The organism is Stenotrophomonas sp. TWI819, assembly GCF_039673075.1.
Taxonomy (GTDB): domain Bacteria; phylum Pseudomonadota; class Gammaproteobacteria; order Xanthomonadales; family Xanthomonadaceae; genus Stenotrophomonas; species Stenotrophomonas rhizophila_B.
On sequence record NZ_JBDJKY010000001.1, the window covers coordinates 576408 to 590750 of the forward strand.

The window sequence follows — 14343 nt, forward strand, 5'->3', positions numbered from 1 at the left end:
TCCAATCCGGATCCTGCCCGATGGCCCCCGCCATGAAGCGCCTGTTCTCCCTGCTCCTGCTCGCCTCCTGCGTCGCCACCGCTGCGTCGGCCCAGGCCGCCGAGCCCGCCGCACCCGCCGGCTGCATCACCCTGTCCTCCGACCAGCAGGTGGTGCGCAACCGCGCCGATCGCGATGTACTGCTGCGCAACGGCGATCAGCATTACCTCGTGCGCTTTGAACGCTCCTGCACCAGCGCCGCGATGTCCCCCAAACTGACGTTCGCCACCCCCGGCCAGGACGGTCAGTTGTGCGGCGCCGGGGTGACCAAGCTCCAGACCAGTTCACAGAGCTGCGCCGTGGCTGCGGTGGAGCCCCTGAGCGCCGAAGAATTCGCCCGCAAGGCACGCATGCGCCGTTGAGCAAGCGGCTGGCCCGCGCACAAAAAAAGCCCCCTTGCGGGGGCTTTTTCGATTTCATCACCGCGGTCGAGGCCGGCGCTACACCGTGGCCGGCAGCAAACGCTCCGGCTCGGCCTCGGTCTCCACGAACAGCTGATCGTCGCGGACGTCGATGCTGACCTTGCCACCGTTGACCAGCTTGCCGAACAGCAGCTCGTCGGCCAGCGGACGCTTGATCTTGTCCTGGATGACCCGGGCCATCGGTCGCGCACCCATCAGCGGGTCGAAGCCATGGTGGGCCAGCCAGTCGCGCGCGGTCGGGGTGGCCGACAGGCTGACGTGCTTTTCCTGCAACAGCATTTCCAGCTCGATCAGGAACTTGTCCACCACGCGCAGGATGTGCTCGAAGCCCAGCGCCTGGAACTGCACGATCGCATCCAGACGGTTGCGGAACTCCGGCGTGAAGCTCTTGCGGATGACTTCCATCGCGTCGGTGGCATGGTCCTGGCGGGTGAAGCCGATCGAACGCCGCGAGGCCTGGGCCGCGCCGGCATTGGTGGTCATCACCAGCACCACGTTCTTGAAGTTCGCCTCACGGCCGTTGGTGTCGGTCAGCACACCGCGGTCCATGACCTGCAGCAGGATGTTGAAGATGTCCGGGTGGGCTTTCTCCACCTCGTCCAGCAGCAGCACGCAGTGCGGGGTCTTGACGATCTTCTCGGTCAGCAGGCCGCCCTGGTCGAAACCGACATAGCCCGGGGGGGCACCGATCAGGCGGCTGATCGAATGCGACTCCATGTACTCACTCATGTCGAAGCGGACCAGCTCGATGCCCAGTTGCAGCGCGAGCTGCTTGGTCACCTCGGTCTTGCCCACGCCGGTCGGGCCGGAGAACAGGAAGTTGCCGATCGGCTTTTCCGGATTGGCCAGGCCCGAGCGGGCCAGCTTGATCGCCGAGGACAGTGTCTCGATGGCCGGGTCCTGGCCGAAGATCACCATCTTCAGGTTGCGCTCCAGATGCTGGAGCACGTCCTTGTCGGTCGCGCTGACCTGCTTGGCCGGGATCCGAGCCATCTTGGCGACGATGGTCTCGATCTCCTCGATGTCGATCAATTCCTTGCGCTCACCGTCCGGCAGCAGCCGCTGGCGGGCACCGGCCTCGTCGATCACATCGATCGCCTTGTCCGGCAGCAGCCGGTCATTGATGTGCTTGACCGACAGATCCACCGCGGCCTGAAGCGCGTCATCGGCGTAGGTCACGCCGTGGTGGGCTTCGTACTTGGGCTTGAGGCCCTGCAGGATTTCGTAGGTTTCGCCCACGGTCGGCTCGACGATGTCGATCTTCTGGAAGCGGCGGGCCAGGGCCCGGTCCTTCTCGAAGATGCCGCGGTATTCCTGGAAGGTGGTCGAGCCGATGCAGCGCAGCTCGCCCGAGGCCAGGGCCGGCTTGATCAGGTTGGAGGCATCCATGGTGCCGCCCGAGGCGGAACCGGCACCGATGATGGTGTGGATCTCATCGATGAACAGCACTGCGTTGGGCAGCTTCTTCATCGCGGTCAGCACGCCCTTCAGGCGCTTCTCGAAATCGCCGCGGTACTTGGTCCCGGCCACCAGGGCGCCCAGGTCCAGCGAGTAGATCACCGCATCGGCGAGCACGTCCGGCACCGAGCCTTCCACGATGCGCTTGGCCAGGCCTTCGGCGATCGCGGTCTTGCCCACGCCGGCCTCACCCACGTACAGCGGATTGTTCTTACGGCGGCGGCACAGGACCTGGATGGTGCGCTCGATCTCATCGGCACGGCCGACCAGCGGGTCGATCTTGCCGTTGCGGGCCTGCTCGTTGAGGTTGCTGGCGAACTCGGCCAGGGCATCGCCCTTGCCTTCGCCCTCGGCCCCCTCCGCACGCCCTTCGCCATCGGCGGCAGGCGGCACTTCGCCCTCCTCGCCCAGCTTGGCGATGCCATGGGAGAGGTAATTGACGATATCCAGCCGGGTGACGTCCTGCTGGTTGAGGTAGTACACGGCGTGCGAGTCTTTCTCGCCGAAAATCGCGACCAGCACGTTGGCGCCGGTGACTTCCTTCTTGCCCGAGGACTGCACGTGGTAGACCGCGCGCTGCAGCACGCGCTGGAAGCCCAGCGTCGGCTGGGTATCGCGCCCATCATCTTCGGCCAAGCGCGAGACGGACGCCTCGATGGCCTGCTCCAGTTCCTGGCGCAGGCGGTCGGCATCCGCGCCGCAGGCCTTCAGGACGGCCTGGGCGGACGGGTTGTCGAGCAGTGCCAGCAGCAGGTGTTCCACCGTCATGAATTCATGCCGGGCCTCACGGGCGCGCTTGTAGCACTGTCCGATGGTGTGTTCGAGGTCTTTACTGAACATGATTAACTCCGGCGGCAGTTAGGAACAATATGCGGCCAACCTTCACGATTTCCATCACCCTAGCGGATCGGTGCGTTCAGACGGCGTTAGCACTTGCCTGATCGCTCCGTCCATTCGACCAGGCTCCATCATGCACGATCTTCCGGCCACGAAATGGCAGCTTGGCCGTGATGGCACTGTCACGGTCAGCCGAGGATGTGGCGGCGGACGGGTGCTGGCGCGGAGAAGGGCGTGGCGCGGCTGCCATGGCCGGACCGCCAGGACGGGCTTCGCAGCAGGTACGGCGCAGGGACACGCCGGCCGCTGAGGGCCGGATGTCATTGTGGGTGGAACAGTGCGGATCGCGGGCGCACGCAGTGCTGGCCCGCGCCAACGATCAGCCGCTGGTCTTTTCCATCGTGCACAGCAGCGGGTGCTGGTTCATGCGCGAGAATTCATTGACCTGGGCGACCTTGGATTCGGCGACCTCGCGGGTGAACACCCCGCACACGCCGCGGCCGCGGGTATGCACGTGGAGCATCACCTGGGTGGCCTTGTCCAGATCCATCGAGAAGAAGTGCTGCAGAACCGTCACCACGAAATCCATCGGGGTGTAGTCGTCGTTCAACAGCATCACCTGGTACATCGGCGGTGGCGCGACCTCGGGGCGTGCAGGCTCAAGCAGCACGCCGTGGTCGTGATGAGTTTCGTGGGAAGTCTCGCGGGGCATCCCCACATTATAGGGCCCTGCTCCGCCGGATTGGACGTTGCCCCCCACCGCCCTTCACAATCTGCACTCTCCAACCAGACTTTCACAGGGATTTCATGAAAAGGATTGCTGCCGCACTGCTGCTGGCCATCACTGCCACCAGCGCCCATGCGGCCGAAGCGGACAAGGCTGTCGGGCGTGCTCTGGACACGCTGGAGTACACCTACGAGGTGGACGAAGACGGCGACTACAAAATGGTCTTCGACATGGATGATGGCCGCAGCCAGCTGGCTTTCGTGCGCTCCACCGTCGAGGAATTCGGCAAGCACAAGATCCGCGAGATCTGGTCGCCGGCCTACAACTCGCCGGGCAAGCAGTTCCCGGCCGCCGTGGCCAACCGCCTGCTCGAAGACTCCCAGGATGCCAAGATGGGCGCCTGGGTGAAGCAGGATCAGCTGGCGATGTTCGTGGTCAAGGTTGACGCCAACGCCACCCCCGAGGCACTCAGCGACGCCATCGATGCGGCCATCCGCACCGCCGATGCGATGGAGCTGGAGCTGACCGAGCAGGACGAATACTGAGGTGAATGACGTGCAGGAACCGCGCTGGGCGCCCCATGTCACCGTGGCCACGGTTGTGGTCCGCGACGGGCGCCTGTTGCTGGTCGAGGAAGCCATCGACGGCCGCCAGGTGCTGAACCAGCCGGCTGGGCACCTGGAGCCGAACGAGACCCTGGCCGCCGCCGCGGTCCGTGAAACGCTGGAGGAAACCGGCTGGACGGTGCGCCTGAGCGCCTTCATCGGCACCTACCAGTGGACCGCCCCGGATGGGACGCCGTTCCTGCGCTTTGCCTATGCGGCCGAACCGCTGTCGCACGATCCCGACCGTCCGCTGGACGACGGGATCCTGCGCGCCCTGTGGCTGACACCCGCCGAACTGAGGGCCGACCCTGCCCGCCTGCGCAGCCCGCTGGTGTGGGAGGTGGTGGCCGACTATCTGGCCGGCCAGCGCCACCCGCTGTCGATCGTGCGGGAGGCCCGATGAGCACCCCACGCGTGATGGTAGGCGTCTCCGGGGGTGTGGATTCCTCGGTGGCCGCCTGGCGGCTGGTCCAGCAGGGCGAGCCGGTCGCCGGCCTGTTCATGCAGAACTGGGCCGATGACGGCAGCGGCGACTGCCGCGCCGAGGACGACCGCCGCGATGCCGTGGCGGTCTGCGGCCTGCTGGGCATTCCGTTCCACTTCCGCGATTTCTCCGGCGAGTACTGGCAGGGCGTGTTTGAACACTTCCTGGCCGAGTACGCCGCCGGGCGCACGCCCAACCCGGACGTGTTGTGCAACCGCGAAGTGAAGTTCAAGCATTTTCTCGACGCCGCGCGCGAGCTTGGCGCCGAGCGCATCGCGACCGGGCACTACGCCCGCATCGCGCAGATCGACGGACGCTGGGCCCTGCTGCGCGGCGCCGACCGCAGCAAGGACCAGAGCTATTTCCTGCACCAGCTGGGCCAGCAACAGCTGGCCGCGACCCTGTTCCCGATCGGCGACCTGCAGAAGAGCGATCTGCGCCGGATCGCACGGGATGCGCGCCTGCCGACCCATGCCAAGAAGGATTCCACCGGCATCTGCTTCATTGGCGAACGCGACTTCCGCGAGTTCCTCGGCCGTTACCTGCCAGCGAAAAGCGGCGAGATCCGCGATCCGGATGGCGCCCTGATCGCCGAACATCCCGGCGTGTTCTACTTCACATTGGGCCAGCGCGAGGGCCTGAACATCGGTGGCGTGCGTGGCCGGCCGGCGGCGCCGTGGTACGTGGTCGGCAAGGATGTCGCCAGCAATGTGCTGTATGTCGACCAGGATCGCGAGAGTCCGTGGCTGCAGTCGACCCGGCTGCATTCCGAGACCGCCCACTGGATTGCCGGCGCACCGCCCGCGCGCCAGTTCGACTGCACCGCCCAGACCCGTTACCGCCAGCCCGACGAGCCGTGCACCGTCACCGTGCACGACGACGGCACCCTGGCGGTGCGCTTCGCCCGACCGCAGCGCGCCGTCACCCCCGGTCAATCGCTGGTGTTGTATGACGATGAGGTCTGCCTTGGTGGCGCCGTCATCGCCGCCACCGACGCTCCGCTGGAACAGCGCCTGCGCGCCACCCCTTCTCCTTTCGAGGTATCTGCTGCATGAGTTTTTCCGTCGACGACCGTGTTCTTGCTCTGGCCGGCATCGCCCAGGCCCTGCAGCAGGTGCGCCGCATCGCCGAAACCGGCCACTCCGAAGCCGCCGTGGTCCGTACCGCGGTGGACAGCGTGTTCCGCATTGACGCTGCCACCCCGCAGGAGATCTACGGCAGCGCCAGCCATGTCGCCCCCGGGCTGCGCCTGCTGCACAACTACCTGAGCAGCCAGGGCCAGGACGAGCACCTGCCGCGGCTGGCGCTGTCGGTCCTGCAGCTGGAGCGGCGCTTCGTGCGCGAGCACGAGATCGTGGCCAAGGTCAGCACCGGTATCGAGCGCGCCCAGGCCCAGGCCACCGAGCTGGGCGACAGCGCCCATCCGGACGTGCTCGCCAGCTTGGGCGGCCTGTACGCCGACACCATCAGCAATCTCAAGCCGCGCGTGATGGTCCAGGGCAACCCGCATTACCTCGGCCAGGCCGGTGTGGTGGCCGAGATCCGCGCGCTGCTGCTTTCGGCGGTCCGCTCGGCCGTGTTGTGGCGCCAGACCGGCGGCCAGTACTGGGACTTCCTGTTCTCGCGCAAGGCGATGCTGGAAGCGGTCGCCCGCCAGCTGCGCTGAGGCCAACGGCCTGGAATTCCGGTCGCCAGGCCCGTACGCGGGCCGGCGCCGGGGCGTGCGGAGGGTTACGGGCGGACCACCGTGATGCATCAAAATTCAGCGGACGGCTAAAGCAAACCGGGGTACGGCCGATACAGCATCCGTGCACCTCCCCGAGAACGTCCATGTACTCACGCCTCTTCATCCGCTTGGCCGCCCCACTGGTCCTGACCCTTCTGCTCCCCGTTGCCATCGGCTTCGAGTGGCCAGCCGCCCTTCGCTGGGCGATCCTGACCACGATGACGCTCAGCTGGCTGGGCTTCGCCTGGTGGACGGCTCGCGCCCAGAACCAGCGGTCGCCCGAGCAGGCCCGCATCCTGCGTGAGCAGGACCAGTTGCTGAGCGAGCTGCGCTCGTTCGTCGGCAACGAAATCGAAGGCTCCCGCGGCGAAGTCGAACGCGCCCGTGACCTGATCCGCCACGCCGTCAGCGGCCTGGGTGGCAGCTTCGATGCCATGAACCGCAAGTCCCGCCAGCAGAGCCAGGCCTTGGCCCGCATCGTCGACCGCGCCGGTGAAGACGGTGGCGCCGGCGTCGACGTGGCCCGCTTCGCCCAGCACGCCAGCCACCGCATGGAACAGCTGGTGGAAGCGCTGGAACAGGTCAGCGGCCAGAGCAGCAACACCGTGCAGCACATCGATCAGATGGCGCAGCACCTGGATGGCATCTTCGCGCTGCTGGAAGACGTCAAGTCGATTGCCGACCAGACCAACCTGCTGGCCTTGAACGCCGCCATCGAAGCTGCCCGTGCCGGTGAAGCCGGTCGTGGGTTCGCGGTGGTCGCCGACGAAGTCCGCAACCTGTCCGAGCGCTCGACCACCTTCAACGAGCAGATCCGCAAGCTGGCCCACAGCTCCAAGGATGCCATCGCCAAGGTCCGCGAGACGGTCTCGCACATGGCTTCCCGCGATATGGACCGGTCCCGCGAAGCGCGCCAGGAAGCGGCGGCGATGCTCGACAACGTGGCCCAGATCAATGCCTCGCTCGGCGATGGCATGCGCGAGATTTCCGAGTGCGGCCGGGCGATCGACAGCAGCGTGGCCGAAGCGGTCCGCGCCCTGCAGTTCGAGGACATCGCCACCCAGGCCCTGGGCGGCGTGCATACCCACCTGGATCGCCTGACCGCGATCAACCGCGAAGCGGTGGCCCTGCAGGAACTGCTGCAGCGCAATGGCGGCGTGATCGACGAAGAGATCGTCACTGCCCTGCAGCGCACCGGCAACCGCCTGCGCGACATGCGCAGCGAATGGGAGCGTCCGCCGCACAAGGCTGTCGCCCAGCAGAGCATGGCCGCCGGCGCGGTCGAACTGTTCTGATCCAGCGGTACCGTGCCGCTCCCGGCACACCCTGCGGCCCCGGCTCACCCCGGGGCCGTTGCGCTTGCACTACCCGCCTCGCCTGCAGATGATCGACCCATGTTGAATGCGTCCATGTTGTCCGTTGCATCCGTAGCACCCACCGACCTGGAGCCCGTGGCGCAGATTGCCGACGGCGCCCTCCAGGCAGCCATCAAAGACCACACTCCCCTGCAGGGCCGCGCCCTGATCGCGCATCTGGAGCAGCTTGCTCGGCAGGAGCTGGCGAAACTGGCCAGCCAACCCATTGATCCGGGCACCACGCCCATCGATCCGGCCCTCGCCGGCCTGGCGTGGGACCTGGGCCTCAGTGGTGATGATCTGGGCGCTGCTGCGCGCTGAGCGTGGGCCGGTGGTCCGGTGGTCCGGTGGTCCGGCCAACCCGGATATTCTTCAGCGTCACACAAGGTGAGTACGCATGAAGGAACGCCTGAAACAGGTGGCATTGCATGCCCAGGGACTGGGCTCGGCCCCGCTGTTCAACCCAGGGGCTGATGGAGCCCTCCACGCCATCTCTCACCTCGGCTACGTCCAGATCGACACGCTGTCGGTCATCGAGCGCGCACATCACCACGTGCTGTGGAATCGTGTCCCGGAGTACGACCCGGCGTGCTTGAACCATCTCGTCAGCGAAAAAAAGCTCTTCGAGTACTGGTTCCACGCCGCTGCCTACCTGCCGATGCGCGACTATCGCTTCGCGCTGCCCCGAATGTCGTCGATACGCACAGGGGAAAGCCGCCACTTCTGCAACGGCGATCCCTACCTGATGAAGGAGATCCTGGCCCGGATCCGCTCAGAGGGTGCGCTCAGGCTGCGGGACCTTGAGAGGGGTGACACCGGCAGCGGCAGCTGGTGGAGCACCGGCCCGGGCCGTCGTGCCGTCGAAACGCTCTTCATGCGCGGCGATCTGATGGTATGCGAGCGGGCGGCGCCGAGAAGCGCTACGATCTCGCAGAGCGCTGCCTGCCGGATGGTCTGGACCTGAGCATCCCGGATGATCACGAGTACGCCGTCCATCTTTTCGAGACCACGCTCAGGGCACACGGCGTCTTCACCGCGACCCAGCTGCTGCATCTCCGGAGCGGGAAGGCGCTCCGCACCGCCATGCGCGAGGTTGTCCACGATCGGATCACTGCTGGCAGCATCCAACTGCTGAAAGGCAATGGTATGGACGTGTACGTGGACAGTGCTGCGCTGGAATCGGCGGCAGCCTCCCGCGCGGCCGTCACGATTCTCTCGCCCTTCGACAATCTGGTCATCCACCGTGATCGCCTCAGCGCGCTGTTCGGCTTCGACTACCGGATCGAATGCTATACGGCCGCCCATAAACGCGTGTTCGGGTACTTCTGCCTGCCCGTCCTGTTCGGAGACACGCTGGTGGCACGGATCGACTGCAAGGCCCATCGCGCAGAGGCGCGGTTTGAGGTAGTCAGCGCGCATTGGGAGCCAGCAGCGGATCGAAATGAAGTCCTGCCGCTTCTCGGCAGTGAGCTCCAGCGCTTTGCCGGGTTTCATGGATGTGCGACGCTCGATGACGCTGCGCTGAGGCAGCGCGCAGGTCGGTCGAGGGTGCCTCAACAGGGCTGACGGCACCCTTGACACCGTCTCCGCCTGGCAGGCAGTGCCATGCCAGGTGCACGGTCGCTCAGAAGGCTACGTAGGCCGTCCTCAGACGCTTTGCGTCACCGCTACATAGCTCTCCCGCGGCGGCGTCTGCAGGCCCTGCTTCAACCACAGCGCCAGATCCCGCGGGGCCAGCGGCCGCGAGTACAGGTAACCCTGGATCTCGTCGCAGCCCTGGCGGCGCAGCATGGCCTCTTCCTGTTCGGTCTCCACACCCTCGGCCACGACCTTCATGCCCAGCGCATGGCCCAGATGCACGATTGCCTGGGTCACTTCGGCGGTACCGGCGTCGTGCAGCATGCCCTGGACGAAACTGCGGTCGATCTTCAGGCGCCCGACCGGGAACCGGTTGAGGTAATGCAGGTTCGAGAAGCCGGTACCGAAGTCGTCCACCGCGAGCGGGACGCCGTGACGCTCCAACACATCGAAGCAATGGCGCAGCACGTCGGTGTCACGGATCAGCGCGGACTCGGTCAGCTCCAGCTCCAGCCGCTGCGGCGGCCAGCCGTGCGCATGGCAGATGTCGATCACGCGTTCGGCAAAGCCGCGGTCACGCAGCTGCACGGCCGAGACATTCACGGCCACACGGTCGAACTCCAGCCCCGCTGCGTCCCAGGCGGCGGCCTGGCGGCAGGCCTCGGCCAGCACCCAGTCGCCGATCCGCACAATCTCGCCGCACTTCTCGGCGATCGGGATGAACTCGGCCGGGCTGCAGTAGCCGATCCCGGGCCGATGCCAGCGCAGCAGCGCCTCGATGGCCGGCGGCTGGTCGTTCTCGGCATGCATCAGGGGCTGGTAGGCCAGGGTGAACTCTTCGCGTTCGATCGCACCGAGCAGTGCGTGTTCGATCTCCAGCTTGCGCTGGATCTTGGCCAGCGCGTCCTGGCTGTAGTACTGGTAGGTATTGCGTCCGGCTTCCTTGGCCGCGTACATCGCCGCATCGGCGGCGCGCAGCAGCGATTCGAAATCCTGGCGGCTCTCATCCAGCATCGCAATGCCGACACTGGCGCCGACCTTGAGCGTGGTTTCACCGCGGTGCAGGGGTTCGGCCAGCGAGGCGATCAGCTTGCGTGCCACATGCCCGGCGTCTTCCGGTGCGGCCAGGTCGCGCAGCACGACGATGAATTCGTCGCCACTGAAGCGGCCGAACAGATCGTTGTTGCGCAGGCTCTGGTGCAGGCGCGAGGCAGCCGCCTTGAGCAGCGCGTCGCCGGTGGCGTGGCCGAAGGTGTCGTTGATGGTCTTGAAGCCGTCCAGATCGATGAACAGCATCGCCAGCGGGCTGCCGCGATCGCGCGCTTCCTCGATCGCATCGGCGGTCTGCTCGCGCAACAACATCCGGTTGGGCAGGCCGGTAAGCAGATCGTAATGGGCCAGCAGCTCGATGCGCTCGTTGGCTTCGCGCTCGCGGGTGATGTCACGGAACAGCACTACGAAGCGTGTCGGCAGACCGTCGCGACGGTCCAGCTCGATCAGCACCTGCACCCAGATGCGCAGACCGGACTGCCGGTAGAAGCACAGGTCCAGCTGCTCGGGCAGCCCCCCCTCGGCGATCCGGACCAGCGCCGCCTCGAACGCGTCGCGCGAGTCCTGGGTGTACAGGCTCAGCGCCTGGTCCAGCGTGATCGGCTCCTTGCGCAGGCCGTGGATGCGGTAGCACTCCTCGGTCCACTGCATGAGCCGGGTCGCCACCTCGATCTCACAGCCGCCAATGCGGCCGAGCGCGGAGACGCGGTTGAGCAGCTCGGTGCGCCAGCGGATCAGCGCATCGGTCTGGTGCTGCTCGGTGATGTTCTGCACCTGACCGAGCAGGCGCTGGATGCGCCCGTCGGGGCCGACCAGCGGCTGCATCCACACCCGCAGGTACAGTGCAGCGCCTTTGCTGCGGATCAGCTCCAGTTCCAGGGTCGCTGCAGCGCCATCGCGCCACATGCGGCGCCACGCGCGACGCAGGCGCCCACGCGATTGCGGCTCCATCTGGCGCAGCCAGTGGCGGCGACCGTGCATGGGGTCATCGCCGGTCTCCAGCAGGGCCCGGAACTCGGGCGACCACCAGAACTGGCGCGCGTCCGGGTCCCACGACCAGCTGCCCATGCTGGCGATCCGCTGCGCCTCGCGCAGGTGGACCTGCTGCTCAAGCAGCAGCGACTCCATCTGCTTCTGGGCCTGGATGTCGGTATGGGTACCCACCATGCGCAGCGGCTGGCCATCGGCGGTGCGGGTGACCACACGGCCGCGGTCCAGCACCCAGCGCCACTCGCCATCGGGGTGGCGGGCGCGGAACTGGGCGGTGTAGGCCGCACTCTCGCCGCGCAGGTGCGCGTCCAGAGCGGCACGAACGGCCGCCTGGTCATCAGTGTGAACGTATTCCAGCAGCGCGCTCACGCCGTCGGCGCGGGCGTGCGACTCCTCGATCGGCTGGCCATCCCAGCGCCGCGAGCGGCGCACACTGTCACTGGGCAGGTCCCAGTCCCACAGCCCGTGGCCCGCGTGATCCAGTGCCACTTCCCAGCGGCTGCCGGCGACGCTGGCGACCGGCTCGGGCACGCTCACGGTAAAGGCCAGCAGGTGGCCATCCGGATCGTGCACGGCGCGCATCCAGCCATCGAGTCGCCCGGCCGGGCCGCCCGGCAGCTGGCAGGGAATCAGGCCGCCATCCGCGGCGAGCAGGCGCAGGTCCTCCAACATCTCGCCGTACGCGGCGATCGTCGCCGGCAGGCCGTGTTCACGCGCGGCCGGATTGGCCGCGAGCGGGCGACCAGCACGGTCGAGGATGACCAGCGCCGACGCCAGCGGGTGCTGCAGCAGACTCGCGATAATCCCTTGATCCACGCCTGTAACTCCGATAACGCACCCGACAGCCGGGAACGCAATCGTTAGCGGCGGGTTTTGCGGATTATTGAGCGTTCCGGCCACCTGCATCCCCACCGCGGACAGGTAAGATGACGCTCGCCTTTCCCGATCGGCCCGCCCTGCCCCATGCCCACCGACCTGCCAGGCCACCCCGAACCCGCCGCCGCGACCTCGCTGGCCCGCGATCTGCGCCGTGACCGCTGGCGTGTGGTGGTGGCTTACCTGGTGCTGGCGCTGGTCTGGATCCTGTGCAGCGATGCCGCGGTCAAAGTGGTCGCCGGTGATATGCAGACCGCCGCCCAATGGCAGACCATCAAGGGCACCTTCTTCGTGCTCTCCAGTGCCGCCCTGATCTATCTGCTGCTGCGGCCGCTGGCCCAGCACGTCCTGAGCACCCATGCGCGCCTGGAATCCTCGGAGACCCGCCACCGCCAGATGTTCGAAGGCAACCCCGGGCCGATCCTGGTCTATGACCTGGACTCGCTGGCGATCCTGGACGTCAATCCCGCCGCTGCCAGTTTCTTCGGCTACAGCCGTGACGCCTTCACTGCGATGCCGATCAACGCGCTGTGGCCGCCTGGCGATGTCCCCGCGTTGGAGGTCAAGCTGGCGCAGATCCGCGAGAATCCCGACCAGCTGTGCGTGATCACCGCCGATCTGTGCCTGAGCGATGGCAGTACCCGGCGCATGGAGATGCGCAGCAACCTCATCAGTTATGGCGGCCGCCGTTCGCGACTGCTGATCGCGATCGACCGCACGCGCGAAGACCAGGCCCTGCAACGTCGCGATCAGGCGCTGGCCCGCGTCGAGGAAGCGCACGAGATGGCGCGGATCGGCGCCTGGGAAATCGATCCCGCCACCGGGCTGGGCCGTTACGCCAACCAGGTCTATCGGCTGCTTGGCCGGCGCCCGCCCGAAGCGCGTCGCTGGCATCGCTTCGATGAGCTGCTGGTACCGGCCGACCCGGCCACCGCCGCACTCAGCGAGCAGCTGCTGCAGGACATGACCTCCGGCGAGCCGGTACAGATCGATGTCCTGCTCCCGCTGCTGGCGATGGATGGTCGTGCATTGATGGTGCACCTGCGCGCCGAGAGCGGCCAGGACGACGCCGGCCGGCCACGCGTGCTCGGCACCCTGCAGGACGTCACCGAACGCGAGCAGTCGCGGCGCCTGCTGCGTGAACGTGAGGAACAGTTCCGCGAACTGGTGCGGGTGCTGCCCGATGGCGTGGTGATCCTCTCCGAAGAACATGTGCTGTACGCCAATGCCTGCGCCGCGGCGCAGTTCGGCTACGGCCAGCACACGCTGCTGGGCGAACCGCTGGCGGCCCTGGTCGCCACCGACGACCTGCCGCGGGTCCGCGGCCAGCTGTTCGCCCAGGTGCCGCAGCAGAGCGTCAGCGCCGGTGAGGTGATCGGCATGCGGCGGCTCAATGGCGAGCGTTTCCAGGCCGGGCTGGCCGTCGGTGACGTGCGGTATGGCGGGCGCAACTGCAAGTTGCTGATCGTGCGCGACCTCAGCGAGCCCGAGCGCATCCGCGAGGCTCTGGAAACCAGCAACCGCGAGCTGCAGGCCATGGCCGGGCGCCTGTTCTCGCTGCAGGAAGACGAACGGCGGGCGATCTCGCGCGACCTGCACGACGATATCGGTCAGGCCATCACCGCGATGAAGTTGTCGGCCTATGCGGCGCAGGATGAGCAGGACGCCGCGCGCCGTGACGAGGACCTGGCCCAGATCATCCAGCTGGCCGACGCCACCGTGGGCAAGCTGCGCGACATCTCCACCCTGCTGCGCCCGCCACAGCTCGATGCACTGGGCCTGGAAGCGGCGCTGCGCTGGCAGGCCGGCGTGCTGTTCCGCTCGGCGGCGATCGACCTCCTGCCGGACATCCAGTCACTGCCACGGCGGCCGGCCGGTGATATCGAGCAGGCCTGTTTCCGCATCGCGCAGGAAAGCCTCACCAATGTGCTGCGCCATGCCCGCGCCAGCCAGGTCAATCTGCACCTGCGCGATGTCGACGACCACGGCCTGCACCTGCAGGTCCGCGATGACGGCGAAGGCTTCGATCCGGAAGGCCCACGCGGCCTCGGCCTGATCGTGATGCGCGAGCGCGCGCAGAGCGTGGGTGGCACCCTGCGCATTGAATCGGCGCACGGCGCCGGTACCCTGATCGACCTTTACCTGCCGTATCGCGCCTCGGGCGCGACGGCTCACGACTCTCTGGAACACTGAGCC

At 67.1% G+C, this 14343-nt stretch carries 11 protein-coding genes and 1 pseudogene; 9 read left to right on the forward strand and 3 right to left on the reverse strand.

Annotated elements, in window-relative coordinates:
* Nucleotides 1-20: 20 nt before the first annotated feature.
* On the forward strand, nt 21-401 hold the full coding sequence (locus ABE463_RS02515) for a hypothetical protein (RefSeq protein WP_346467146.1): 381 nt from the start codon (nt 21-23) through the stop codon (nt 399-401).
* Nucleotides 402-479: 78 nt separating this feature from the next.
* Here the strand turns inward: ABE463_RS02515 and clpA are convergent, their stop codons facing one another.
* Together clpA and clpS are read right to left on the reverse strand one after the other, a co-directional pair.
* Nucleotides 480-2759, reverse strand: a complete 2280-nt coding sequence (gene clpA / locus ABE463_RS02520; protein ID WP_282259506.1) for an ATP-dependent Clp protease ATP-binding subunit ClpA — start codon at nt 2757-2759, stop codon at nt 480-482.
* 376 nt (nt 2760-3135) lie between these two features.
* Entirely contained in the window at nt 3136-3468 is a 333-nt protein-coding gene (gene clpS, locus ABE463_RS02525) for an ATP-dependent Clp protease adapter ClpS (RefSeq protein WP_123729237.1), read from the reverse strand.
* 95 nt (nt 3469-3563) lie between these two features.
* Here clpS and ABE463_RS02530 point away from each other — a divergent pair, with 95 nt between their 5' ends.
* From ABE463_RS02530 to ABE463_RS02560, 7 genes and pseudogenes are all read left to right on the forward strand, one after another.
* Nucleotides 3564-4028, forward strand: coding sequence for a hypothetical protein (locus tag ABE463_RS02530; protein ID WP_259260889.1), 465 nt, complete (start codon nt 3564-3566; stop codon nt 4026-4028).
* Nucleotide 4029: 1 nt separating this feature from the next.
* Nucleotides 4030-4491 (forward strand): NUDIX hydrolase, encoded by a 462-nt coding sequence (locus ABE463_RS02535; RefSeq protein ID WP_346467147.1) that lies wholly within the window; start codon nt 4030-4032, stop codon nt 4489-4491.
* Nucleotides 4488-5627, forward strand: coding sequence for a tRNA 2-thiouridine(34) synthase MnmA (gene mnmA, locus ABE463_RS02540; RefSeq protein WP_259260891.1), 1140 nt, complete (start codon nt 4488-4490; stop codon nt 5625-5627). The genes ABE463_RS02535 and mnmA overlap by 4 nt, the downstream gene beginning before the upstream one ends.
* On the forward strand, nt 5624-6238 hold the full coding sequence (gene hflD, locus ABE463_RS02545) for a high frequency lysogenization protein HflD (RefSeq protein ID WP_346467148.1): 615 nt from the start codon (nt 5624-5626) through the stop codon (nt 6236-6238). Before mnmA ends, hflD begins: the two co-directional genes overlap by 4 nt.
* 164 nt (nt 6239-6402) lie before the next feature.
* On the forward strand, nt 6403-7593 hold the full coding sequence (locus tag ABE463_RS02550) for a methyl-accepting chemotaxis protein (protein ID WP_259260893.1): 1191 nt from the start codon (nt 6403-6405) through the stop codon (nt 7591-7593).
* 99 nt (nt 7594-7692) lie between these two features.
* The gene (locus ABE463_RS02555) at nt 7693-7974 is read left to right on the forward strand and encodes a hypothetical protein (RefSeq protein ID WP_346467149.1); all 282 of its coding nucleotides are present in this window, start codon (nt 7693-7695) and stop codon (nt 7972-7974) included.
* Nucleotides 7975-8050: 76 nt separating this feature from the next.
* A pseudogene (locus ABE463_RS02560) lies at nt 8051-9219 on the forward strand (crosslink repair DNA glycosylase YcaQ family protein).
* A gap of 81 nt (nt 9220-9300) precedes the next feature.
* Here the strand turns inward: ABE463_RS02560 and ABE463_RS02565 are convergent.
* Nucleotides 9301-12087, reverse strand: coding sequence for an EAL domain-containing protein (locus ABE463_RS02565; protein WP_346467150.1), 2787 nt, complete (start codon nt 12085-12087; stop codon nt 9301-9303).
* Nucleotides 12088-12234: 147 nt separating this feature from the next.
* Here ABE463_RS02565 and ABE463_RS02570 point away from each other — a divergent pair, with 147 nt between their 5' ends.
* Entirely contained in the window at nt 12235-14340 is a 2106-nt protein-coding gene (locus ABE463_RS02570; protein ID WP_259260897.1) for a PAS domain S-box protein, read from the forward strand.
* The last annotated feature ends 3 nt before the right edge of the window (nt 14341-14343 follow it).

Excerpts from the sequence above, each read along its gene's own strand:
- ABE463_RS02515 (WP_346467146.1), top strand. The coding sequence starts at position 21 with ATGGCCCCCGCCATGAAGCGCCTGTTCTCCCTGCTCCTGCTCGCCTCC.
- clpA (WP_282259506.1), bottom strand. The coding sequence starts at position 2,759 with ATGTTCAGTAAAGACCTCGAACACACCATCGGACAGTGCTACAAGCGC.
- clpS (WP_123729237.1), bottom strand. The coding sequence starts at position 3,468 with ATGCCCCGCGAGACTTCCCACGAAACTCATCACGACCACGGCGTGCTG.
- ABE463_RS02530 (WP_259260889.1), top strand. The coding sequence starts at position 3,564 with ATGAAAAGGATTGCTGCCGCACTGCTGCTGGCCATCACTGCCACCAGC.
- mnmA (WP_259260891.1), top strand. The coding sequence starts at position 4,488 with ATGAGCACCCCACGCGTGATGGTAGGCGTCTCCGGGGGTGTGGATTCC.
- hflD (WP_346467148.1), top strand. The coding sequence starts at position 5,624 with ATGAGTTTTTCCGTCGACGACCGTGTTCTTGCTCTGGCCGGCATCGCC.
- ABE463_RS02550 (WP_259260893.1), top strand. The coding sequence starts at position 6,403 with ATGTACTCACGCCTCTTCATCCGCTTGGCCGCCCCACTGGTCCTGACC.
- ABE463_RS02555 (WP_346467149.1), top strand. The coding sequence starts at position 7,693 with ATGTTGAATGCGTCCATGTTGTCCGTTGCATCCGTAGCACCCACCGAC.
- ABE463_RS02570 (WP_259260897.1), top strand. The coding sequence starts at position 12,235 with ATGCCCACCGACCTGCCAGGCCACCCCGAACCCGCCGCCGCGACCTCG.